This window comes from Pseudoxanthomonas composti (genome assembly GCF_004122095.1).
Lineage (GTDB): Bacteria > Pseudomonadota > Gammaproteobacteria > Xanthomonadales > Xanthomonadaceae > Pseudoxanthomonas_A > Pseudoxanthomonas_A composti.
This window is the reverse complement of the sequence record NZ_SAWZ01000002.1, coordinates 11,559-33,250: the sequence shown is the minus strand read 5'-3', so window position 1 is coordinate 33,250 and position 21,692 is coordinate 11,559. Positions and strand designations below refer to the sequence as shown.

The following is a 21,692-nucleotide window of genomic DNA, read 5'->3' as shown; positions in this document are numbered from 1 at the left end:
ATGACCGAATTCATCCCGCCTGGCAGCCGCTTCCACGCCCTGCCCTCGCCCTTCCCGATGAAGCGCGGCGGCCAGCTGCATGGCGCGCGCATGGCCTTTGAAACCTGGGGCACGCTGGACGCCGACGGCGGCAACGCCATCCTCATCGTCACCGGCCTGTCGCCCAACGCGCACGCGGCCAGCAACGCGCAGGACCCCAGCCCCGGCTGGTGGGAGGCCATGCTGGGCCCGGGCAAGCCGATCGATACCGAGCGCTGGTTCGTGGTGTGCGTGAACTCACTGGGTAGCTGCAAGGGCTCCACCGGCCCGGCCTCGCCCGATCCGGCCACCGGCGAGCCGTATCGCCTGTCCTTTCCCGAGCTGTCGGTGGAAGACGGCGCCGATGCGGCGGTCAGCGTGGTGCGGGCGCTGGGCATCACCCAGCTGGCCTGCCTGATCGGCAACTCGATGGGGGGCATGACCGCCCTGGCGGTGCTGCTGCGGCACCCTGGTATCGCGCGCAGCCACATCAACATCAGCGGCAGCGCGCAGGCCCTGCCGTTCTCCATCGCCATCCGCTCGCTGCAGCGTGAGGCCATCCGCCTGGACCCGCTATGGAACGGCGGCCACTACACCGAGGAACGCTATCCGGAAAGCGGCATGCGCATGGCCCGCAAGATGGGCGTGATCACCTATCGCTCGGCGCTGGAATGGGACGGCCGCTTCGGCCGCGTGCGGCTGGATTCGGATGCCACCGACGAGGACCCCTTCGGCCTGGAGTTTCAGGTGGAAAGCTACCTGGAAGGCCACGCCCGCCGCTTCGTGCGCTTCTTCGATCCCAACTGCTATCTGTATCTGAGCCGCTCGATGGACTGGTTCGACCTGGCCGAGTACGGCCAGGGCGATGTCATGGCCGGCCTGGCCGGGCTGCGCGTGGCGAGCGCCCTGTCCATCGGTGCGGCCACCGACATCCTGTTCCCGCTGCAGCAGCAGGAACAGATCGCCGACGGCTTGCGCGCCGGCGGCGCGGAGGCCGAATTCCTCGCCCTGCCCTCCCCGCAAGGCCACGATGCCTTCCTCGTGGATATCGCCCGCTTCGGGCCCGCGGTGGCGGGGTTTCTCGCAGTCACCTGATCAAGCGCAAGCACAAGGAAGCGGATGAACGATCACGAGCGCAAGCTTCTTGAGCACATCGAGCAGTATGGTTTCAGCACAACCTCCGTATTCGATCCGGAGGGAATCGACCCGACGTTCAGCTACACCATCGGGATCACCCGCACCACGGGTGCCCCTGAGCTTATGGTGGTCGGCCTCTCTCCCCAACTGGGACACGCACTTGTAAGCGACTATTACGACCGCGTCGTGCAAGGCGAGAAGTTTGTCCCCAACACGCCCTACGCGGGTTTCCTGGAAGGCTTCCCCATCCAGTTCGCGTATGTCGCGCTTGACCATCGAAAGAGGCGAATGCTGTCGGCGATGTGGCTCTACGAAGGCGCCAATTTCGAGGCACTCCAGCTGATCTGGCCGAGTGTCTCGGGGATCTGGCCCTGGGAGGCCGAGGCAAGCGAGCAGTTCCGTCATCAGCAACCGGTACTCACGATGTAGCGTGGCGCTGCCATAACCGCGTGCTAACCGGCGCTGGTTAGCATGTGGCCCATCTTTCTTGATGTGGTTGGATGCAGTGAGCCTTGATTTCCCCGGGCGCGACCGGCTGATTCGTGCCTTGGATGCCGCCACCGGCCTGGGCGACGAACATGCCATCACCGAGGCCCTGCGCCAGGCGATGTGCGAGCTGATCCGCACCCCCGACGTGCGCCTGCCCAGGGAGGTGCTGGAGCCGATCGGCGCGCATTACGCGCGGCGCGAGCTGTACGTCAGCCCGGAGCACGGCTATAGCGTGGTCGCCATGACCTGGGGCCCGGGCCAGGGCACGCAGATCCACGATCACTCCGGCCTGTGGTGCGTGGAGGGCATCTGGCATGGCCGGCTGGAGATCAGCCAGTACCTGTTGAGCGAGCGCGCCCAGGGCCGCTTCCGCTTCCAGCCCATCACCACGGTGGATGCGGGCTTTGGATCGGCCGGCAGCCTGATCCCGCCGCACGAGTTCCACACCATCCGCAATCCCAGCCAGACCGACGTGGCCGTGTCCTTGCATATCTACGAGAAGCAGATGGTCCGCTGCGGCGTGTACGTACCTGAGGCCGAAGGCGGCGAATGGTGCTTGCGGGAAGAGCGGCTGCTTGGGACCGACCCGGTCCGGCATTGACGGGACGGGCCTTCAGACAATCCTTCAGCCTTCCAGATGGCGAAACAGGCTAGCCAGCGGGTGTTGAGCGTGTTCGATAGTCACTCTCAGCCGGAACCCAGAAAACGAAGCCCGCTTCCGCTACTTCCAAGGTCGCTGATAGCCCCTGTCGGGCAAGTTCTCGACGTAGTCCTTCGATGCCATCCGATGTCTCAATGACGTAGGTCTTCGACAACACATCACCGTAATGCTTTCTGGTGTTCTGCTTTGCGACCGCAACGATCTCTTGCGTGTTGGAGCCGATCGACCAGGGGTGAACGTCCTGGTCGATCGCGTAGGTTTTGATGCGCCAGCCCTTGCCTTCGACTGACACGAACTGGACTGTGTCGAAGACGCCCGCAGTGGCCTCTCGTTCGATGTTCTGAACGTAACTGCTTTGGATGTTGAGCAAGAAAAGAACCAGGGTGATCTTCATGCGGGCGGCGAAAGATTTCTTTACTTCACCGGACAAGGCAGCACATGCTGCGCATCGGTGCCAAAGGCGACCTCGCTGAGCGACACTTCCGTGCCGGCCGGCATGCGCAGGCCGAACGGTGCGCTGATGTTGCCCATTTGCGCGCCCAGCGAGGCCAGGCACTTCAGCGGCACGCCGACCCGGCCCCAGGTGCCGCGCGGCGCCGAGGCCAGTGCGGCATCCAGCGGGAAGCGCGCGCTGCAGCCTTCGCCGCATTCCACGAACAGCTCCGCGCCCTTGCCCTTGGGCGCGGTATCCACGCGCATGGTCATCAGCAGCAGCACATCGCCATTGGTCTCGCGCACCAGGTCCTGCGGGCGAGGGGCGATGAAGGCCACATCGGCGTCGCGCTTCCAGCTGAAACGCCAGGAATCCTCCTGCGCCTTGTTGTCCACCGGCACGATGGCCACATCGGTGGCGTACTTCTGGCCCGAGGGCTGGGACACCATGCGTGGCTGGCCGCCCTTGGGCTGCACGCGCACGGTCCAGCCCGTGGCCGGCGCACCACGGCTGAAGAAGGTCTGCGAGCCCAGCGTGGACAGGTCCATGCCGGCGTCTTCGGACAGTGCGGCCACGGTCTGCGGCTTGGCATAGGTCAGGCCATAGCCGTAGGCGAACTGCGGGTCGTAGCCGGCCTGGCCGACATTGAGCGGGCTCTGCATCACTGTGCGCGGCCAGGAGTAGGACAAGGTGCCGCGGAAGTCGTGCTGCACCTTGCCGGCGGCATCGCGCAACAGCACGTCGGCCACGCCACCGCCTTCCGAACCGGGCAGCCAGGCCGCCACGAAGGCATCGGCGGCGTTGATCTCGCGGTTCATCCACAGCGGACGGCCTGACAGGAACACCGCCACCACCGGGATGCCCTCGGCCTTGAGCTTCTTCAGCAGCTTGAGGTCGCGGTCATCGCCCGGGCGATAAGCCAGCACCTTCAGGTCGCCCTGGAACTCGGCATAAGGCGTCTCGCCGAAGATCACCACCGCCGCATCGGGCTTGGACGTGTACTTGCCCTCGGCCGACAGCTCGGCGCTGCCGCCAGCCTTGCCGACCTGTTCGCGCAGGGCCGCGCCGATGGTCTGTGCGTTGGGGAAGTCCTCGGGCTTCAGGCCCGTGCCCTGCCAGCTCAGCGTCCAGCCGCCGGACTGCAGCATCATGTCGTCGGCCGCATCGCCGGCGATCAGCAGCTTCTTGCGCGGGTCCAGCGGCAGCACGCCGCCGTTGTTCTTCATCAGCACCAGCGACTCGCGCACGGCACGGCGGGCGATGGCGCGGTGCGCGGGGCTGCCCAGCAGCTCGAACTTGCCGGCCACGCCACGCGTGGAAGGCTTGCCGGCCTCGAACATGCCGGCGCGCAACTTCACCCGCAGGATGCGGCGCACCGCCTCGTCCAGGCGCCCGGCCGGCAGCGTGTGGTTGTTCTCCGCCGCCAGGATGTGCTCGTAGCAGCCCTTCCAGGTGTCGGGCGCCATGATCATGTCCACGCCGGCAACGAAGGAAGGCACGCAGTTCTCGCGGCTGCCGCCGGGCACGCTGGCGTGGCCGTTCCAGTCGCTGACCACAAAACCGTCGAAGCCCATGCGCTTTTTCAGCACCGCTTCGAGCAAGGTGGCGTTGCTGCTCATCTTGGCGCCGTTCCAGCTGGAGAAGGACACCATCACCGCCTGCACGCCGGCCTTCAATGCCGGCGGATAGCCGGCGTCGTGGACATCGCGCAGCGTGGCTTCATCGATCCGCGCATCGCCCTGGTCGCGCCCTTCGTGGGTGCCGCCATCGGCCAGGAAGTGCTTGGCCGTGGCCACAACGTGCGCGCCTTTCAGGAAATCGGTGCTGCCCGGCCTGCCCTGCAGGCCCTGGATCAGCGGGCCGGCGTAGCTGCGCACGACCTCCGGATTCTCCGAGTAACCCTCGTAGGTGCGGCCCCAGCGATCGTCCTGCGGCACGGCCAGGGTGGGCGCGAAGGTCCAGTCGATGCCGGTGGCGCGCATTTCCGCGGCGGTGGCCTGCGCGATCTGCCCCATCAGCGCCGGGTCGTGGGTCGCGCCCAGGCCGATGTTGTGCGGGAACAGGGTGGCCCCGACGACGTTGTTGTGGCCATGCACCGCATCCACCCCGAAGATCACCGGGATCGCGTTGTACTTGCCGCCGCTGGTGTCCATCGAGGCGGCGTAGAAGTCATCGGCCAGGTCCAGCCAGGCCTTGGCCGGGGCGTTGTACTGGCCACCCGGGTCGGAGCTGCCGCCAGCCAGGATCGAGCCCAGGCGATAGGTCTTGAGGTCGGCCGGGGTGATGCTGGCGATATCGCCCTGCACCACCTGGGCGGCCTTTTCCTCCACGCTCATCTTGGCCAGCAGCGCATCGATGCGCGCTTCCAGCTTGGGGTCCGCCTTCAGCGGCGAGCGCATCGCCGGCCACTGTTCCGGATGCGCGGTGCCGGGCGCTTCCTGCGCGACCACGCAGGCCATGCCCAGGGGCAGGGAGATCGCCAGCGCCGCCACCAGCGGACGCAGACGCACGGAACGGGAAGACACGCTGGGTTTCATGGCAACTCCTGTCTGGAAGGCGCACCGTGCGCGCCAACGGTGCGCACGGTAATAGAAAATGGTGGCACCCTGGCATCGCACTGCGGCATGACCGGGGCGGGGGCTCTGGCAACATGCGCACACGCCTGCGGGCGCGGCACAGACACATTCAGGGGATCAACACGATGCGGGTCAGGATCGAGGACGTGGCCGCGGCCGCCGGGGTGTCGATGAAGACGGTCTCCCGCGTCCTCAATGAGGAGCCGCGCGTCAGCGAGAGCACGCGCCAGCGCGTGCGCGAGGCCGTGGAGCGCCTGCAGTACCGCCCCAGCCTGTCCGCGCGCAGCCTGGCCGGGCAGCGCTCCTACATGGTGGCGCTGGCCTACGACAACCCTTCGCGCAACTACCTGATGGAGATCCAGCGCGGCGTGCTCGATGCCTGCCGCGCCCAACACTACACGCTGGTGCTGGCGCCGGTGACCTATGGCGATGGCCGCACCATCGCCGAGCTGGACGAGCTGGCCCGGCACACCGCTGTTGACGGGTTCATCCTCACCCCGCCGCTGACCGACGACATGCAGTTGCTGGCCCACTTCGACGAGCAGGCCATGCCCTTCGCCAGCATCGCCCCGCGCATCCCGCGCGGCCGCATCGGCGTGACTCTGGACGAGCACAACGCCACCTGCGAGCTGATGGCGCACCTGGTGGCGCTGGGCCATCGCCGCATCGCCCACATCAAGGGACCGCCCTCGCATGGCGCGGCCGAATGGCGCCACGCCGGCTACCGCGAAGGCCTGCGCAATGCCGGCATCGCCTACGACCCGGTGCTGACGGTCAATGGCGAATTCACCTTCGAATCCGGCGTAACCGGCGCCAACCGGCTGCTGGACCTGGAGGAGCCGCCGACGGCGATCTTCGCCGGCAACGACGACACCGCGGCCGGCGTGCTGCGCGTGGCCGGCGAGCGCGGGCTCAAGGTGCCGCTGGACCTGTCGATCTGCGGCTTCGACGACACCCCGCTCTCGCGCCACACCTTCCCCGCACTGACCACCGTGCGCCAGCCGGGCCAGGACATGGGCCGCGTGGCCACGATGGAACTGCTGCGCGCCATCCGCGCGCCCGATGCCGGGGACATGGTGCAGATGGACTACACCCTGCAGCTGCGCGAGTCGACCGGCCCGGTCAGGGAACGCTGAGGCCAGCCGCCATCGCCTGGCCGCGCGCCTTGTTCTCGGGCACGTTGTACTGATCATCGCGCACGGATCTGAAGCTGGGAATCGCCAGCATTGCACTGGCGTGGGCGCAGGCAGACACGCGCCAGCGGCTTGCCGCAGCACCTTCGTGTTGGCCTGCATCCCCCCTCCCGTGAAGTCATCGCACGCCGCGCGCCGGCGCCTGCCGTGACAGCGCTGTCACCATACCGGCCACGCCCGCAAATGCATTCTGCGGCGCACCACGCCCACCCGCGCTGCGCAAAGTCTGGCTGTGCATCCCACAGGCCGAGTCGCTATACTGCGCGGCCGCGCCGAAGTGGCGGAATGGTAGACGCAGCGGACTCAAAATCCGCCGCCCTTAAAAGCGTGTGGGTTCGAGTCCCACCTTCGGCACCAAATCGAAAATGCCCGGTCTTGGCCGGGCATTTGCTTTTTGCGCCGCCATCTAGAGCGTAATCGGCAGATACCGCAACGCAGCATGCGTCTGTCCGACAATTTGATAGCGTGGCCGGTCAGTTCGGCATTCCGACAAGGTCGCCCGCGTGAAGAGTCCACAACCCGTTCGATTCACCACCCGGGTGCTGTCCGGGGACATGCATCCCCTGCCCCAGGTGGACCTGTGCCGGCGCGGCGAGCTGCGCGTGGAGAAGTTCCTGGATGCGGCCACCGAGGTGTTCCGGGAGAAGGGCTACCAGCACGCCAAGCTCAGCGAGATCGTGGCGCGGGCCGGCGGCTCGCTGGCCACGCTGTACCGCGTGTTCGGCGACAAGGAAGGACTGGCCTACGCCATCGTCGATCGCCGCCTGCAGGCCATGTCCGCGATCATGGACGGGCTGGACCTGGAGGGCCTGCCGCCGGAGGAAGGCCTGCGCGCAGCCGCCGAGCGCTACACCCGCAGCAACACCACCGACGATGCCCACCTGGTGCATCGCCTGGTGATCGGCGAGGGGCACTCCTTCCCCGCCCTGCGCGACTGGTTCTTCGCCAACGCACTGGAGTCCATCAGCACTCATCTGGCGAGCTACCTGGAGGCCCAGCAGGAAGCCGGTCACATCGTGCTGCGCAACTCGCCGATGCAGGCCGCGCTGCAGTTCTTCGACATGCTGTTCGGCGGGCTGATCCTGCGCACAGCCTGCGGCAACCTGCTTAACCCGAACCCCGAGGAAATCCGCGCGTATGCCATGAGCGGCGTGGAGACCTTCCTAAGCGGCGTACTGCCCCGCTGAGGCCGGCGTGCGGGCTGGGGCAGGCGGTGCAATCCCCGTCCCCGCGGAGCTTGGTCGCGATCAGAACGGCCACCAGCCGGCCCCGGTCGCCGCGTAGCGGTCGGCGGCGCGCTCGAACGGGTTGCGCACGCTGATGCCGCCGCTGAGCAGATAGACCGGCAGGAAGAAGGGGCCGAGCACCATGTACTGATAGACGTGCGCGCGCTCGTGGTCGCCCAGGCAGATCGCCTTTTCAGTGCGCAGTCCGGCGCGCTGGGCATAGGTGCTGCACATGGTGTCCAGCGACGACCCGGTGTTGAGAATGATGTTGCCGAAGGTGATGGCCCCACCCGGACCCCAGGGGTAGCGGTCGAAAACCAAGGCCAGCTCGCGCTGGCGCCATTGCGGCCGGGCGCCGCCGGCCAGGCCCAGAACGCCCAGAAGCAGGCCGATGAGGCTGTTCGGCAGTGTCCACGCGGCGCCTGCGATCAACAACGCACGCCTGCGCATTTGCCCTACCGCATCAAGCACCTGCGTGGCGGCGCATCAGTCCGCCTCCACCGGCATCAGTAGCCACAGCAGCAGGTAGACGATGGCGCCGGGAAAAGCGGCCGAGGCGAGCGAGACGATCACGTAGATCGCCCGCACCAGGGTCGGGTTCCAGCCGAAGCGATGGGCGATGCCGCCCATGACGCCGGCGATCATGCGATCGTCGAGCGAGCGTGCCAGTGGGCGATGAGCAGACATGTCGGCGTTCTCCATAGGCATGGGAGCCCCAGTCTCGGCCAGGGCGTGGCTGCGGCCTGTGAATCGCAGCGCGCGCCGCGCGCTCAGCGCGAACGCGCCATCAGCCACTGGTGCACGGTGGACGGCACCTCGCGCTGGGCGCGGCTGGAGACGTAGATGCCGATATGGCCGCCCTTGAAGCTCAGCTCGGTGTAGTCCTGCGTGCCGACCACCTTGGCCAGGGCGCGCGAAGCGTCCGGCGGCACCAGATGGTCCTGCTCGGCGTAGATGTTGAGCACCGGCATGTCCACGAAGCCCAGGTCCACGCGGTCGCCATCGATCACCACCTCGCCCTTGACCAGCCCATTGGCCTGGTAGAACTGCTTGATGAACTGGCGGAAGGCCTCGCCGGCCAGATCGGGCGAGTCGAAGATCCATTTCTCCATCCGCAGGAAATCCTCGATGGCGCCGCGATCGTCCAGGATGTCCACCAGACCCACGTACTTCTGCAGGTTCAGCCGGAACGGCTTGAGCATCAGGTAGCTGGCATTGAGCATGTCCGCCGGCACGTTGCCCATGGTGTCCACGAACAGGTCCACGTCGATCTCGCGCGCCCAGTTGGACAGCATGTTGTCCGGGGTGTGGAAATCCACCGGCGTCACCATCGTCACCAGATTGCGCACCTTGCGCGGATACAGCGCGGCGTAGCACAGCGAGAACGAACCGCCCTGGCAGATGCCGAGCACGTTGATCGCATCGTGGCCGCTGCGCTGGCGCAGCGCGTCCACCGCGCCGTCGATGTAGCGATGCAGGTAGTCGCCCAGTTCCAGGAAGCGGTCCGAACGGTCCGGATAGCCCCAGTCGATGATGTAGACGTCCTGCCCCTGCTCAAGCAGCTTGCGCACCAGCGAACGGTCGGACTGCAGGTCCACCATGTACGGGCGGTTGACCAGCGCATAGCTGATCAGCAGCGGCACGCTGGTGACCGGCGCGTGCTCGCCGACGAAGCGATACAGCACGACCTTGCCGTCGCGCCAGATCTCCTCGCGGCGGGTAACGCCGTACTGCACGTCTTCCACATCGGGCAGCAGCTGGAAGCCGGCGGCCAGCTTCTGCTGCATCGCCATCGCTTCCTCGGCCAGGGCTTCCAGGCTGATCTCCAGTGGACTGGTCATCAGGAGGTCCTCCCCGCGCGCTTGCCAGAGGCATGTTGGCTGACCCAGTCACGCATCGAGACCGGCGCCTCCACGGCCGGCATGACCGACTTGCGCGCCGCCTTGCTGGTCTTGCCGGCCGCCTTGAGCGGCTTGGCGGCCTTGGCGGTCTTGGCTGGTGCCGACTTCGCTGGCACAACCTTGGGCGATGTTGCGCGGCGCGCGGCGGCCGGCGCGGTCGTCTTGGCGGCCGGTGCCACGGCGCGCTCGGCCGCGGCGCGCTTGGCGGGTGCAGGCGCCTTGGCTGCGGCCTTGCGCGGCGCTCCGGCCGCGGCGGCCTGCTTGGCCACGCGCCTGCGCGCGCCGGGCGCGCGCGTCTTCGGCGCCGGCTTGGATTGCGTGGGGGCCTCACCTGTTGTCGATGCGGCCGGCGTGGCGCGCACCACGGTCTGCGGCCCAACCTGGCGGTTGAGGCGACGCATCGCGCGCTCGAGCTCCACGATCTTGCGGTAGGCCGAATCGACCTCGGTGCGTGTCGGCATGCCGAACAGCGCACTCACCTGCTCCACTTCCTTCTGCACGCCGGCGCGCACGCGCATCTGCGCGTTGGCCAGCTGGCCGTAGATATGGCGAAACTCGGGCGACAGCGCGATCTGCGCATAGGCCTCCTCGGCCGCATCGATCCACACATCGAACAGCGCACGTGCCGAGGCGATCTGGCGGCCGGGCTCGGCGTGCGCTTCCAGCTTGGTCTCGAACAGCGCCAGGGCGTGCTGGCCAGCCTTGGTCATCAGGGCGTGGTAGTCGTTGGCCCAGCGCTGGTACTCCTGCAGCGCCTGGCGCAGTTGCTGCCAACGCCCCTGGTGCTCGCGGGTCAGGCCGAAGGCCGGCATGTTGAACCAGCGACTGGCTTGCTCCTGCAGATCGTTGAGTCCAGGCAACACCTGCTGCAGCCAGTTCTCCAAGCCACTGAGCCCCTGCGCGCCCCACTGGGTGAACACGCTGGCGAAGGGATCGGCTGCATTGGCCCCCAGCGCCTCGCGCCAGGCCTGGCCGATGTCGGCCGCACTGGCCTCCCGGCCGGCGAAGCGGCTGGCCAGGTTCTGCATCAGCGAAAACCAGTCGTCGGCCTGGCGCTGGGCGCTGGCGCCCGCGGCGAAACCGGAGGTCGCGGCGCTCGCGGCCTGCATGCCCGGCCACATCTGCGGCGGCTGCGACAGCCCGCCGCCAAGACCGGCCTGGCGCAACGCCGCGCCCCACTGCTCCAGGGAGTCCCGCGCCATGCGCTCCAGGCTGGAGGTCTCGAATGGGCTGTTCTGGAACATCAGGCACTCCCGTGGACGCGTGGCCCGATCATAGCAACGGCCCGGTTGCGTTTGAGAGCAGGTCCGGGCGTGCGCGCCCGCGTGCGGACCGCGCGTATCCGAAGCGCGCGACGCTCTATGGCTTGGGGATGCGAATGGTCTTGCTGATCATCAACGAGCCGGACAGCGCGAACAGCAGCACCAGCGGGTGCAGCTGCCAAGGCCCAAGCTGCCAGACGCCGCCCCAGATCGCAGGCCCCACGCGTCCTTGCACGGCGGCAAGGCCCAGCACCACCACCAGCACCAGGCTGGTGGGAATGGGCGTGCCCTCGAAGAAACTCACCTTGCCCTCATCGCCGGACAGCGATTCGGCGGTCACGTTGTAGCGCGCCAGGCGGCTGACCCCGCAGCAGACGAAGTAGCTCAGCACCAGCCAGTCCCAACCGCCGCGCAGGCCGCAAGCGTAGGCCAGCGCCGCCGGCGCCACGCCGAAGGAGATCACATCCGCCAGCGAGTCCAGCTCGCGCCCCAGGGTGGAGGCCGAGTTGCGCCAGCGCGCCACGCGTCCATCCAGCGCATCGAAGATGAAGGCCAGCGGGATCAGCCCCATGCCGGCCAGCAGCACGCTGATCCGTCCGTCCTGCATGAAGTTGAGCGCGGCGAACACCGCGCCGGTGCCGCAGAAGGCGTTGCCCAGCGTGAACCAGTCGGCCAGCTGGAAGTCGCGCAACATCGAGAAGTGGCGTGCCATGCGGACAGGTCTCAACGGGACAGGCCGGCAGGATAGCCGGGCCCTCGTGCAGGCCAGGTATCGGCGCGGAGCCGCCCTGGACGCGTCAGTCGGGCATCGGCAACTGGGCGGCCTCCACCGCGCCCTGCCCGCGCCCACGCGCCGGGATCCGCGCGTCGGCCGGCATCGGTGCGGTTCGGTCCAAGACCTGGCTCACGCGGTCCAGCGCGGCGTAGACGTAGGGCAGCATCGGCGCGTAGCGAGCACCGTAGTCGGGAAAGGCCAGGAAAGCGTCGAAATGCTCGCCGTGTTCCACCTGCCAGCTGGCGATGCGCCGGCGGCCGGCGGCGCGCGCAGCCGCAACGTACGGCGCACTGGTGAACGCGGGCGGGATCAAGCCGTCATCGATGCCATGCACCACCAGCACCGGCAGCTCTGCACGCGGCAGGCCCGCAGCCGTGGCCGCGATGCCGGCCTGGACCCGCTTGGCGTCCTCACCCTCGCCGGTGAACAAGGCGCGCAGGCAGCGCAGGCCTTCCAGTGTCGGGTCGGCCCCTTGCGCACACGGATCGCGCAGGCCGATGCCGTTGCCGGGCGGAATGCCCGCGCCTTCGGCCCACCAGCCCGGGCGCAGGCCCGCCAGTTGTGTCGCATCCAGCGCCGCGTAGGACATGCCGCAGGGGTGCTCGCCCACGCCGTAGCGGCCATAGGCCGAGGCGTAGGTGGCGGCCACGGCGCGCCACAGGTCGAAGCCGACGCTGGGCGCGCCGGCCTGCAAGGCCGCATCGGTCCATCCGCTCGCGCGCAGGCGTTCGTGGGCATCGCGGGCCTGGGCCATCGCGTCGGCTCCATCGACCAACCCCAGGGCCGCCAGGCGCTCGCAGCGCGCGCGCCAGGCCGGTTCGACCTGGGCACGCAGCGGCGGCTGTGGCAGCGCCTGCGCCGGCAAGTCCAGCAGCGCACAGGGCATCAGCAAGGCCGCCTCGGTGGCGAAGTCGTACAAGGGCCGACTGCCAGGCGCCTGCGCTGCGTAGACATTGGGCTCGCCGGCGACCACCGCATCCAGCCAGTCGCCTTCCAGCTCGGCCGCGCGCAGGACCGCACCGCCGCCATTGGAAATGCCCACGGCGATGATGCGGGTGTTGTCGAAGGTGAAAGGCGCCTGCGCCGGGAAGGCCGCGTCCAGGGCCTGCAACGCGAAGGCCGCGGCCTGCTGCACGTGCCGCCCCCAGTCCGCCTCGGGGTTGTCGCGCGAATGCGCATGCTTGAAGGCCACCCCGGAGGCGCCGGGCGGCACCTGCGGTGCGAAGGCCAGCCCGGGCGTTCCCAGGGGCGCCAGCATGCCGTCCAGGCCCACGCCGAGCCCGGCGTCCAGATCCACGTAGTCGCTGCCGCCGCCCTTGTCGGTGTAGGCCACCGCGCAGCCCTTGGGCAGCGCCCAGGGGGCGGCCACCGCGATGCCGCCATAGATGCCCCGCGACCCCGACGAAGGCGCCACCACCACGCAGCGGCGCCGTGCATCGAAATGATCCGGCACCTGCGCCAGCACCCGATGCGGTTGCCTGGCCCCGGGGACCGTCGCCAGTGCGGTGTACTCGCGCCCGGGCACCGGGGCCAGGGTGCCGTACAGGCGCCCGTAGCCACCGGTGGGCGACAGGTCGGCGATCCCGCGCCAGTTGCTCCACAGCGCCCTGCGGCGCAGCTCGGCCGGCGTCGGATGCGCGGGGTCGGAGAAGGCGGGAGCGCTCGTCGATTGCAGGCCGCTCAGGCCCAGCCCCGCACTGAGCAGGTCGTCCTGCCCGCGGTGCTCGGTGACCCGCATCGGCGTGGACAGCTGCATCTGGGTCAAGGCTCCCTGGGGCGGGTCGGGACGGACGGCGCAGGCTGCCAGGCACAGGCTGATCAGCAGCGATGGCAACATGCGGGACATGGCAGCACCGGTCACGGACAGTGCCGGCACGCTAACGGTGGCCCGCGGCGGGCGTCATCGTACTTTGGTACCACGCGGCCGCGGCGGCGGCCTTGCTAAGCTCGCGCCACTTCCCCACGAAGGCCGTCAGTTCATGCGCAGCATCCTTGTCACCGGTGCCGCCAGCGGCATCGGCGCCGGCATCGCCCAGGCGCTGGCCAGCGCCGGGCACCATCTGATCATCAGCGACCTGGACCTGGACGCGGCCACCCGCGTGGCCCAGGCCATCGTGCAGGGCGGCGGCTCGGCCGAAGCCGTGGCGCTGGACGTGACCTCCGAGGACAGCGTGGAAGCCGCACTGAACGCCATCAGCCGTCCGGTGGACGTGCTGGTCAACAACGCCGGCCTGCAGCATGTCTCGCCGCTGGAGGAGTTCCCCATCGCCAAGTGGGATTTCCTGGTGCAGGTGATGCTGGTGGGCGTGGCGCGCCTGACCCGCGCGGTGCTGCCGGGCATGCGCGAGCGCGGCTTCGGGCGCGTGATCAACATCGGCAGCATCCACGCCCTGGTGGCCAGCCCGTACAAGAGCGCCTACGTGGCGGCCAAGCACGGCCTGGTCGGATTTTCCAAGGTGATCGCACTGGAGACGGCGGGCACCGACATCACCATCAACACCGTCTGCCCCAGCTACGTGAAGACCCCGCTGGTGGACAAGCAGATCGCCGACCAGGCCCGCACGCGCGGGATCAGCGAGCAACAGGTGGTGAGCGAGGTGATGCTCAAGCCCATGCCCAAGGGCGTGTTCATCGAGATGGACGAACTGGCCGGCACCACGGCCTTCCTGATGTCCGCCGCCGCCCGCAACATGACCGGACAGACCCTGGTGCTGGACGGCGGCTGGACCGTCCAGTAACCCGCACGCGCCCAACGCGCCATGCCGATCCTGCTGATCGCAGACGACCACCCGCTATTCCGCGCGGCCCTGCGCTCGGCGGCTACCGATGCGGTGGCGCAGCTGCAGGTGTTGGAAGCCGCCTCGCTGGATGAGGTGCTGGCCGCGCTGGAATCGCGCCCGGACGTGGACCTGGTGCTGCTGGACCTGCACATGCCCGGCAACCATGGTCTGGCCGGACTGGCCGCCATCCGCGCCGAGTTTCCCGCCGTGGCCGTGGTGGTGGTCTCGGCCAACGACGATCCGCGCGTGGTGCGGCGGGCGCTGGACCATGGCGCGGCCGGCTATCTGCCCAAGAGCGCCGGCCTGGACGAGCTGCGCGAGGCGATCCGTTGCGTGCTGGCCTGCGAGCAGTGGCTGCCGGCCTCGCTGCGGGCCTCGGTGGCACGGGCGCAGTCCTCGCGCAGCGATACCGAACTGGCCGCACGCCTGGCCAGCCTGTCGCCGCAGCAGTTCCGCGTTTTGAGCATGGTCGCCCAGGGCCTGCTCAACAAGCAGATCGCCGACCGCCTGGACGTGCAGGAGCGCACGGTGAAGGCGCACATGTCGGCGATCTTCGAGCGCCTGGGCGTGCGCAACCGCACCCAGGCCGGCGTGGTGCTGCGCGAGCTGGAACTGGCGGACCCTTGCCGCCAGATCGAGCCCGGCCCCTAGCGCTGCGCGGCGCGCTTTAGCACGTTCGGCCGGCGTTTTCACGCCAATTATTTGCGGTCATTTTTTCGCCATATCGCTTGACACGCCCACGGCGCAAAGCGCTCCGGCGGTTATCCACATGTTTGTGCGCGAATCATCCACACCCGGTGTGGAAAACCGCAGAACGCCACCGTCATCGCCTGGTCAAATTTTCGCCACATCGATCGGCAGCGTTGCCACGCAAGGGCTGGCGCGGGTTATCCACACCGTTGTCAGGCAATTGCCCACAACCGGTGTGGACAAGCCCTGTCTCACAGGCGCGACCAGCTCCAGGACTGCATGCGCCCATCCTGGTACGGCATGACCCCGTGGAAGCTGCGCGGATCGGCATCGAACACCAGCGGCAGGAAATGGCGATCGCCTTCCCACAGCGGCAGCTCCAGCAGCCTGTCCACCGCCACCCATTCCAGCGTGCCTTCCGGATTGCGCTCCAGCGGGGTGCCGCTGAACCGATCGATCACGAACACGAAGCCCAGCCAGTCCTCGCCATGCTTGCCGAAGCCCGGCCAGCTGATGGTGCCGCGCATGCGCATCGACTCGCAGCTGATGCCGGCCTCTTCCATGATCTCGCGGCGCATGCCGGACACCACGTCCTCGTCGCGCTCGACCTTGCCGCCCAGCCCGTTGTACTTGCCCAGGTGGTGATCCCCCGGACGAGCGTTGCGGTGGATCATCAGCACCTGGCTGTGGTCGGGCGAGAGGACGTAACCGAGGGTGGCGACGATCGGGGTGTAGGGCATGCGGCGGCGACCAGGCAGGCAAACGCCCATTCTAGCCAGCAGGCTGGGCCGCCTGGGCATGGGCCGGGCCTTGCGCGGCCAGCAGGCGGTCCAGCACCGACTTCAGCGCCAGGGGACGCACCGGCTTGCTCAGCAGCGGCAGGTCCGCCTCCTGCGCCGCGTGCCTGACCGCACCGCCCGCATCGGCCGACAGGATCAGACAGGCGGCCGCGCCGTAGCGGGCCCGCAGACGCGCGGCCAGCGCCACGCCGGTATCGCCGCCATCCAGGTGGTAATCCAGCAGCCACAACTGCGCCGGCGCCTGGGCCAGCGCCACCTCCGCCGCGCTGCCGTCGGCGGCCGCGGCAACATCGCAGCCCCAGCCGGCCAGCAGTGTGGTCAGGGCCGACAACGCGACCGCATCGTTGTCCACCGCCAGCACGCGGCATCCGGCCAGGCTGCGGCCCGCCGCAGCGCTCGCACTGCGCACGCTGGCCCGCTCACCCGGCGCCACGGCCGGCACCTCCACGCTGAAGACCGCACCGCGTCCCCACACGCCACCGACGGCAAGGCGCGCGGAGAGCAGGCGCGCGATGCGATCGGCGATGGACAGGCCCAGGCCCAGCCCCTGCCCGGGGGCGTCCTCGCCGCGCCGGAACTCCTCGAAGATCGCCGTCCGCGCCTGTGGCGGTACGCCTGGACCACTGTCGTGCACCTCCAGGCGCAGGCAATCACTGCCACGGCGCACCCCCAGCACGATGCGCCCCCGCGGCGTGTAGCGCACCGCGTTGGCCAGGAAGTTCTGCAGCACGCGCCGCAGCAGCTGCGGGTCGCTGTGGGTCCAGGCCCGGGTCGGCCGGTAACGCAAGGCCAGGCCGCGCTCGCGCGCCAGCGCGGCAAACTGCGCCGCCAGCGGAGCCAGCAGCTCGTCCAGCGGGAAGTCGCGCGGCGCCGGCACCAGCCCACCCGCCTCCAGCCGCGACATGTCCAGCAGCCCGGTCAGCAGATCGGTGGTGGCATCCAGCGCGCCCGCCAGCTGCCGCAGCGGCTCGCGCAGCTGCGGCTGGTCCTGCCCGCGCTGCACCAGCGCATCGGCGAACAGCTGCGCTGCGTGCACTGGCTGCAGCAGGTCGTGGCCGATCGCCGCCAGGAAGCGGCTCTTGGCATCGTTGGCGTGCTCGGCCTCCAGCTTGGCGCCCTGCAGCAGCGCGGTGCGCTCGGCCACGCGCTGCTCGAGCGTTTCGTTGGCACGCTTGAGCCCTTGTTCGGCATGCCGGAACGCGGTGACGTCGGTGAAGGTGGCGACGAAGCCGCCGCCCGGCATCGGATTGCCGCGGATCTCCACGATGCTGCCATCGGGCAGGACGCGCTCGGACAGATGCGCGGTGCCGGCGCGCATGAAGGCCAGCCGGCGATCCACCGCACGCGGCAGCTGGCGCGTATCGCCATCCGACGGCGAGAGCCGGGCCAGCGCCCAGCGAGTCAGGTCCGCCACCGGCCGCCCCACCTGCAGCAGCTCCTCGGGGAAACCGAACAGCTCGGCATAGCGCCGGTTCCAGGCCACCAGCCGCTGGTGGCGATCGATCACGCTGATGCCCTGGCTCATGTTCTGCAGCGCCGCCTGCAGTACCTGCTGGTTGAAGCGCAGGTCCTGGGAGGCCTCGCCGACGATGGCGGCCACCGTTTCCAGCTCGCTGCTCTGGCGCCGTGCCGCGTCCAGCAGCAGGCGCGCCGAGGCCGCGCCGAGCACGGCCGAGAGCTCGCGTTCGACCTGGGCCTCCAGCGCCGCCGGCGCCGGGCCGCTGCGCGGCGCATCGGCCAGCAGCGCAGCCACCGCGGTCTCGGGCAGGAAGCGGCGGCCGGCATCGCGCAGCGACTCGATGTCCAGGGCGCGGCTGGCCCGGCGCGGCGCATCCCGGCGCCAGGCCATGGCCAGGAAGGTGGACACCGTGCCCACGAACAGGCTGGCGCCCACCGCGCGTCCCAGCGGGCTCCAGCCAGTGAGGCCGAACAGTCCGGCCGGGGCCAGCCAGCCCTGCCCGAACGGCCCCTGCTGCACCCAGGCCGTGTCCAGGCCCGCGGCCAGCGCCACCGTCGGCACCAGCAGCACCCAGGCCCAGGTGGAAAAGGCCGCCAGCACGCCGACGATCGCCGCACGCGGCGGCGTCTGCGGCCGCCACACCGCAAAGCCGAGCACCGGCGCCAGCGTGGCCAGCGCCGAGAACGACAAGGCCCCCACGTCGGCCAGGGCCTCGTTGCCCGCCAGCAGGCGGCTGTAGGCCCAGGCCAGCAGCATGATCGCGGCGATGCCGATGCGGCGCAGGCGCAGCAGCGCGCGGCGGCGGTCGCCGGACCTGCCCGGCGCCCAGGCCCCGCGCAGCAATCCCGGCGCGAACCAGTGGTTGCCGATCATCAGGCTCAGGGTCAGCGTGCTGACCACCACCATGCCGGTCGCCGCGCTCAACCCACCCAGGAAGGCGAACAGCGCCAAGCCTTCGCGCCCCTGCGAGAAGGGCAAGGCCAGCACGTACATGTCCGAGGGCACGTCCGCGCCCAGCAGCGCCCGGCCGGCGTGGGCCAGCGGCAGGGTCGGCAAGGCGATCAGCAGCAGGTAGAGCGGAAACAGCCAGCGCGCGCTGCGGGCATCGCGCTCGTCGCGGCACTCCACCACGCCCACATGGAACTGGTGCGGCAGCACGAACATCGCCAGCCCACCCAGCAGCACCAGCGGCATGAAGCCGCCCGCGCCGGCGGCCGGGGCCGCGGGCGCGGGCAGCTGCGCCAGCGGCGACAGCCCGAACCAGACGAACACCCCCAGCGCCAGCATCGCCGCCAGCTTGAACAGCGACTCGAACGCCATCGCCAGCACCAGCCCGCGGTTGTGCTCGGTCGCGCTGGCGCGCCGGGTGCCGAACAGCATCGCGAACAAGGCCATGGCCAGGGCCACATACAGCGCGCCGTCGCGCCAGATCGGCCCCTGGCTGTCGGCGCTACGCGTGAGCATGGCAAAGCTCATCGCCACGGCCTTGAGCTGCAGGGCGATGTAAGGGATCAGGCCCAGCGCGGCCACCCCGGTCACCGTGGCCGCCAGCCAGGCATCGCGGCCCAGGCGCGTGGCGATCAGGTCGGCCAGCGAGGTCGCATTGCTCTCCCGCGCCAGCCGCACCAGCCGCACCATGAAACCCATGGCCAGCGCGTAGAACAGGATGGCGCCGACGAAGGTCGGCGGCAGCGGCCAGCCATAGCGCGCGGCCTGAGTGACCGTGCCGTAGAAGGTCCAGGACGTGCAGTGCACGGCCAGGGACAGCGCGTAGACATGCCGCCAGCGCCCGGCCAGCAGCGTCGGGTGCCGCTCGCCGTACAGCGCGGTGCCGAACATCAGCGCCAGCCACACCAGGCCCGCCAGCGCCACCAGCCACAGGCTCAGCACGCCGCGCTCCGCTGTGGCATCGCACCTCCCCCGATTCCCGCGCCCAGCATAGCGCGGGCCACCCGAGCCGCCATCAGGTCAGAAGTCGTAGCGCGCGCTCAGCGAGAACTCGCGCGGCGGCCCGTAGAACCCGGTCACCACGCCATAGGCGGCGATGTTGTAGCCGGTGGTCCGGTATTCCTCGTCGGTCAGGTTGGTGCCCTGCAGGGCCAGCGTCCAGGCCTGGTCGAGCTTCCAGGTCACACCGGCGTTGAGCAGGCCGTAGCCGCCCTGGCGGATCAGCGGGCTCAGGTCGGTGGTGGGCCATACCTCGCTCTGATAGGAGTAGCCCACGCGCGCGGAAAGGTTGCCGCCATTGGCCAGGTCGGTGCGCCACTCCACGTTCAAGGCGCCGGAGAACTCCGGTGCGTTGGTGAAGCGCTGGCTGTCGGCGATGTTCACCCCGGCGCTGATGAACTCATCGTACCTGGCATCCAGCCAGGCCAGGTTGCCGGTGATCAGCCAGTGCTCGGTCGGCAGCAGCTGGTACTCCACCTCCACGCCCTGCACCGTGCCCTTGCCCGCGTTGGTGAAGTCGCCGAAGAAACTCTGGCCGCCACCGGGCAAGGTGTAGGAGGTGAACACCGACAGCTGGATGTCCTTGTACTGGTTGTAGAAGTAGGCCAGGTTGAGGAAGGCGCGCTGGTCCATGAAGGCCATCTTGGTGCCGACCTCGTAGCTGTCCACGACCTCGTCGTCAAAGGGCTCGCCCGAGCGCGGCACCGCGGTGGTGTTGGCGCGGATATTGAAGCCGCCGGACTTGAAGCCGCGGCTGTAGGACAGATAGCCCATGATGTCCGGGGTGAACTGGTAGTCCAGCGAGGCCTTGGGCGAGACGTTCTTGAAGTTGACCGTCTTGTCGAAGTTGGCCGCCGTGCCCCATGAGGTGGTGTAGCTGCCATCGGTGTAGAACCGGTTCAAGGCCACCGCATGCTTGTCCTCATCGGTGTAGCGCGCACCGAGGTCCAGCTTGAAGCGCTCGCCCAGGTCGAAGGTCCAGTCGGCGTAGACGGCGATGCTGCTGGTGTTGACATAGCCCTGGGTATCGCCGAACAGCGGATTGGTGGCCGCGGTGGGCAGCAGCGGATTCCAGAAGTGGTTCAACACCTGCCCGCCGGCATCGCCGTCGAACCAGTACACGCCGGTCACGCCCCGCACGCGCCCGCCCGCGTCGTAGTTGAGCTGCAGCTCGTTGCTGACCTGGCTGTCGTCGTAGAAGGCGCGCACGTCCACCAGTGGCAGCGGCACCTCGTCGAAGTCGATGTTGGTCTCGGTGTCGGACTCGCGCTTGGCCAGCACGTACTTCAGCGCCCAGTCCTGGCTGGGGCGCCAGTTCACCGTGACCGAGCCGCCCTTCATCGTGGTGTCGTTGACGTTGGGCATGCCGCTGCGGATGTCGTAACGATCCTCCAGCGGCGGGTAGCCCGGCGCGAGCGGGTTGGCCGCCAGCATCTTGGCCGAACGCACGCCGGACTGGTCGTCCATCCAGTCCAGGGCGAACTGCACGTCGAAGTCCTCGCCCGAGTAGGCGCCCAGCTGCAGCCGCGCGGCATTGATCTCCTTGTCCGAGACCTGCTGCCGGCTGAAAAGATTGTCGCCGTAGCCGTCGCGGTTGAGGCTGGCCACCGCCACCCGTCCGCGCAGGCCGCTGCCTTCGCCGCCGATCGCGCCGCCGATGGCGGCCTTGGCATCGAGCCGGTTGTAGCTGCCCACGGTCACCGAGGCCGAGCCTTCGGTCTGCTCGCGCAAGCCGCGCGAGACGTACTTGATGGCGCCCCCGATCGTGTTCTTGCCGTACAGGGTGCCCTGCGGCCCGCGCAGCACCTCGATGCGCTCGACGTCGAACACATCCAGCAGCGCGCCCTGCGGCCGGGCGATGTAGACATCGTCCAGGTACAGGCCCACGCCCGGGTCCACGCCCCACAGCGGGTCGGCCTGGCCGACGCCGCGGATGTAGGCGGTCAGCGTGCTGCTGGAACCGCGCGCCGCGTACACGGTCAGGTTGGGCACCTGGGCATCCAGGTCGCCAATGTCTTCCACGCCCAGCTTGTCCAGCGACTCGGCGGTGAAGGCCGTCACCGCCACCGGCACCTCCTGCAGGGTCTCCTCGCGCTTGCGGGCGGTCACCGTCACCGCGTCCAGCTGCGTGGCGCGCGCCTCGGGCGCCGCCGCCTCCTGGGACCAGGCCTGGCCCGCCGACGCCAGCAACGCACAGCCGATCGTCACGCACAGATGCTTGCGCTTCATCTCGTACCCTCCCCGGGCAAGAACATGGCGACGGGCCCTCCCCGCCGATGCCGCATCCTCTGCGCTTCGTCGCGGCCGCGGCATCGTCCCTTGGTACAGTGGGCCGCACGTGCCGG

The 21,692-nt window shown here is 69.1% G+C and carries 18 protein-coding genes and 1 tRNA gene; 8 read left to right on the top strand and 11 right to left on the bottom strand.

Annotated elements, in window-relative coordinates; translation table 11 throughout:
• The 3 genes from metX (at position 1) to EPA99_RS03415 (ending at position 2,245) form a co-directional block, all read left to right on the top strand.
• Positions 1 to 1,113: a homoserine O-acetyltransferase MetX gene (gene metX, locus EPA99_RS03425; RefSeq protein ID WP_129469811.1), complete on the top strand. Its 1,113-nt coding sequence runs from the start codon at positions 1 to 3 to the stop codon at positions 1,111 to 1,113.
• A gap of 24 nt (positions 1,114 to 1,137) precedes the next feature.
• Positions 1,138 to 1,584 (top strand): DUF4262 domain-containing protein, encoded by a 447-nt coding sequence (locus EPA99_RS03420; RefSeq protein ID WP_129469810.1) that lies wholly within the window; start codon positions 1,138 to 1,140, stop codon positions 1,582 to 1,584.
• Positions 1,585 to 1,660: 76 nt separating this feature from the next.
• Positions 1,661 to 2,245, top strand: a complete 585-nt coding sequence (locus EPA99_RS03415) for a cysteine dioxygenase family protein (protein ID WP_241688256.1) — start codon at positions 1,661 to 1,663, stop codon at positions 2,243 to 2,245.
• A 49-nt stretch (positions 2,246 to 2,294) separates the two neighbouring features.
• Here the strand turns inward: EPA99_RS03415 and EPA99_RS03410 are convergent, their stop codons facing one another.
• Together EPA99_RS03410 and EPA99_RS03405 are read right to left on the bottom strand one after the other, a co-directional pair.
• Entirely contained in the window at positions 2,295 to 2,699 is a 405-nt protein-coding gene (locus EPA99_RS03410; protein WP_129469808.1) for a hypothetical protein, read from the bottom strand.
• 20 nt (positions 2,700 to 2,719) lie between these two features.
• Complete coding sequence (locus tag EPA99_RS03405) at positions 2,720 to 5,275, bottom strand: glycoside hydrolase family 3 protein (RefSeq protein WP_425479155.1); 2,556 nt, start codon at positions 5,273 to 5,275, stop codon at positions 2,720 to 2,722.
• A gap of 164 nt (positions 5,276 to 5,439) precedes the next feature.
• On the opposite strand from EPA99_RS03405, the gene EPA99_RS03400 reads away from it, so the two are divergent.
• From EPA99_RS03400 to EPA99_RS03390, 3 genes are all read left to right on the top strand, one after another.
• Complete coding sequence (locus tag EPA99_RS03400) at positions 5,440 to 6,450, top strand: LacI family DNA-binding transcriptional regulator (RefSeq protein ID WP_129469807.1); 1,011 nt, start codon at positions 5,440 to 5,442, stop codon at positions 6,448 to 6,450.
• Between the two features lie 328 nt (positions 6,451 to 6,778).
• Positions 6,779 to 6,864: transfer RNA gene (locus EPA99_RS03395), tRNA-Leu, on the top strand.
• A gap of 197 nt (positions 6,865 to 7,061) precedes the next feature.
• Positions 7,062 to 7,694 carry a TetR/AcrR family transcriptional regulator gene (locus tag EPA99_RS03390; protein ID WP_129469806.1) on the top strand — a complete coding sequence of 211 codons (633 nt, stop codon included), beginning with the start codon at positions 7,062 to 7,064 and terminating at the stop codon, positions 7,692 to 7,694.
• Positions 7,695 to 7,754: 60 nt separating this feature from the next.
• On the opposite strand, the gene EPA99_RS03385 is transcribed toward EPA99_RS03390, so the two are convergent.
• The 6 genes from EPA99_RS03385 to EPA99_RS03360 all read right to left on the bottom strand — a co-directional run bounded on the left by EPA99_RS03385 (position 7,755) and on the right by EPA99_RS03360 (position 13,517).
• Positions 7,755 to 8,183, bottom strand: a complete 429-nt coding sequence (locus tag EPA99_RS03385; RefSeq protein ID WP_129469805.1) for a hypothetical protein — start codon at positions 8,181 to 8,183, stop codon at positions 7,755 to 7,757.
• Positions 8,184 to 8,219: 36 nt separating this feature from the next.
• Positions 8,220 to 8,420 carry a PspC domain-containing protein gene (locus EPA99_RS03380; protein ID WP_129469804.1) on the bottom strand — a complete coding sequence of 67 codons (201 nt, stop codon included), beginning with the start codon at positions 8,418 to 8,420 and terminating at the stop codon, positions 8,220 to 8,222.
• An 83-nt stretch (positions 8,421 to 8,503) separates the two neighbouring features.
• Positions 8,504 to 9,574: a class III poly(R)-hydroxyalkanoic acid synthase subunit PhaC gene (locus EPA99_RS03375; RefSeq protein ID WP_129469803.1), complete on the bottom strand. Its 1,071-nt coding sequence runs from the start codon at positions 9,572 to 9,574 to the stop codon at positions 8,504 to 8,506.
• Entirely contained in the window at positions 9,574 to 10,878 is a 1,305-nt protein-coding gene (phaE, locus tag EPA99_RS03370; protein WP_129469802.1) for a class III poly(R)-hydroxyalkanoic acid synthase subunit PhaE, read from the bottom strand. The genes EPA99_RS03375 and phaE overlap by 1 nt, the downstream gene beginning before the upstream one ends.
• A 115-nt stretch (positions 10,879 to 10,993) precedes the next feature.
• Positions 10,994 to 11,608, bottom strand: coding sequence for a CDP-alcohol phosphatidyltransferase family protein (locus EPA99_RS03365; protein ID WP_129469801.1), 615 nt, complete (start codon positions 11,606 to 11,608; stop codon positions 10,994 to 10,996).
• An 85-nt stretch (positions 11,609 to 11,693) separates the two neighbouring features.
• Positions 11,694 to 13,517, bottom strand: a complete 1,824-nt coding sequence (locus tag EPA99_RS03360; RefSeq protein WP_241688254.1) for a D-(-)-3-hydroxybutyrate oligomer hydrolase — start codon at positions 13,515 to 13,517, stop codon at positions 11,694 to 11,696.
• Positions 13,518 to 13,650: 133 nt separating this feature from the next.
• Between EPA99_RS03360 and EPA99_RS03355 the strand changes: the two genes are divergently transcribed.
• Both EPA99_RS03355 and EPA99_RS03350 read left to right on the top strand, forming a co-directional pair.
• The gene (locus EPA99_RS03355; protein WP_129469800.1) at positions 13,651 to 14,409 is read left to right on the top strand and encodes a 3-hydroxybutyrate dehydrogenase; all 759 of its coding nucleotides are present in this window, start codon (positions 13,651 to 13,653) and stop codon (positions 14,407 to 14,409) included.
• A gap of 21 nt (positions 14,410 to 14,430) precedes the next feature.
• Entirely contained in the window at positions 14,431 to 15,102 is a 672-nt protein-coding gene (locus tag EPA99_RS03350) for a response regulator transcription factor (RefSeq protein ID WP_129469799.1), read from the top strand.
• A 290-nt stretch (positions 15,103 to 15,392) separates the two neighbouring features.
• Here the strand turns inward: EPA99_RS03350 and EPA99_RS03345 are convergent, their stop codons facing one another.
• The 3 genes from EPA99_RS03345 to EPA99_RS03335 form a co-directional block, all read right to left on the bottom strand.
• Complete coding sequence (locus EPA99_RS03345; protein WP_129469798.1) at positions 15,393 to 15,881, bottom strand: NUDIX hydrolase; 489 nt, start codon at positions 15,879 to 15,881, stop codon at positions 15,393 to 15,395.
• 31 nt (positions 15,882 to 15,912) lie between these two features.
• Positions 15,913 to 19,290, bottom strand: a complete 3,378-nt coding sequence (locus tag EPA99_RS03340; RefSeq protein ID WP_129469797.1) for a hybrid sensor histidine kinase/response regulator — start codon at positions 19,288 to 19,290, stop codon at positions 15,913 to 15,915.
• A gap of 78 nt (positions 19,291 to 19,368) precedes the next feature.
• Positions 19,369 to 21,576 carry a TonB-dependent receptor gene (locus tag EPA99_RS03335; RefSeq protein WP_129469796.1) on the bottom strand — a complete coding sequence of 736 codons (2,208 nt, stop codon included), beginning with the start codon at positions 21,574 to 21,576 and terminating at the stop codon, positions 19,369 to 19,371.
• Positions 21,577 to 21,692 lie beyond the last annotated feature (116 nt).

Bases quoted from the DNA above. Each gene is read 5' to 3' on its own strand.
- EPA99_RS03420 (WP_129469810.1), top strand. From the start codon at position 1,138: ATGAACGATCACGAGCGCAAGCTTCTTGAGCACATCGAGCAGTATGGT.
- EPA99_RS03360 (WP_241688254.1), bottom strand. From the start codon at position 13,517: ATGTCCCGCATGTTGCCATCGCTGCTGATCAGCCTGTGCCTGGCAGCC.
- EPA99_RS03375 (WP_129469803.1), bottom strand. From the start codon at position 9,574: ATGACCAGTCCACTGGAGATCAGCCTGGAAGCCCTGGCCGAGGAAGCG.
- metX (WP_129469811.1), top strand. From the start codon at position 1: ATGACCGAATTCATCCCGCCTGGCAGCCGCTTCCACGCCCTGCCCTCG.
- EPA99_RS03345 (WP_129469798.1), bottom strand. From the start codon at position 15,881: ATGCCCTACACCCCGATCGTCGCCACCCTCGGTTACGTCCTCTCGCCC.
- EPA99_RS03335 (WP_129469796.1), bottom strand. From the start codon at position 21,576: ATGAAGCGCAAGCATCTGTGCGTGACGATCGGCTGTGCGTTGCTGGCG.
- EPA99_RS03390 (WP_129469806.1), top strand. From the start codon at position 7,062: ATGCATCCCCTGCCCCAGGTGGACCTGTGCCGGCGCGGCGAGCTGCGC.
- EPA99_RS03405 (WP_425479155.1), bottom strand. From the start codon at position 5,275: ATGAAACCCAGCGTGTCTTCCCGTTCCGTGCGTCTGCGTCCGCTGGTG.
- EPA99_RS03350 (WP_129469799.1), top strand. From the start codon at position 14,431: ATGCCGATCCTGCTGATCGCAGACGACCACCCGCTATTCCGCGCGGCC.
- EPA99_RS03380 (WP_129469804.1), bottom strand. From the start codon at position 8,420: ATGTCTGCTCATCGCCCACTGGCACGCTCGCTCGACGATCGCATGATC.
- EPA99_RS03385 (WP_129469805.1), bottom strand. From the start codon at position 8,183: ATGCGCAGGCGTGCGTTGTTGATCGCAGGCGCCGCGTGGACACTGCCG.
- EPA99_RS03410 (WP_129469808.1), bottom strand. From the start codon at position 2,699: ATGAAGATCACCCTGGTTCTTTTCTTGCTCAACATCCAAAGCAGTTAC.
- EPA99_RS03365 (WP_129469801.1), bottom strand. From the start codon at position 11,608: ATGGCACGCCACTTCTCGATGTTGCGCGACTTCCAGCTGGCCGACTGG.
- EPA99_RS03400 (WP_129469807.1), top strand. From the start codon at position 5,440: ATGCGGGTCAGGATCGAGGACGTGGCCGCGGCCGCCGGGGTGTCGATG.
- phaE (WP_129469802.1), bottom strand. From the start codon at position 10,878: ATGTTCCAGAACAGCCCATTCGAGACCTCCAGCCTGGAGCGCATGGCG.
- EPA99_RS03355 (WP_129469800.1), top strand. From the start codon at position 13,651: ATGCGCAGCATCCTTGTCACCGGTGCCGCCAGCGGCATCGGCGCCGGC.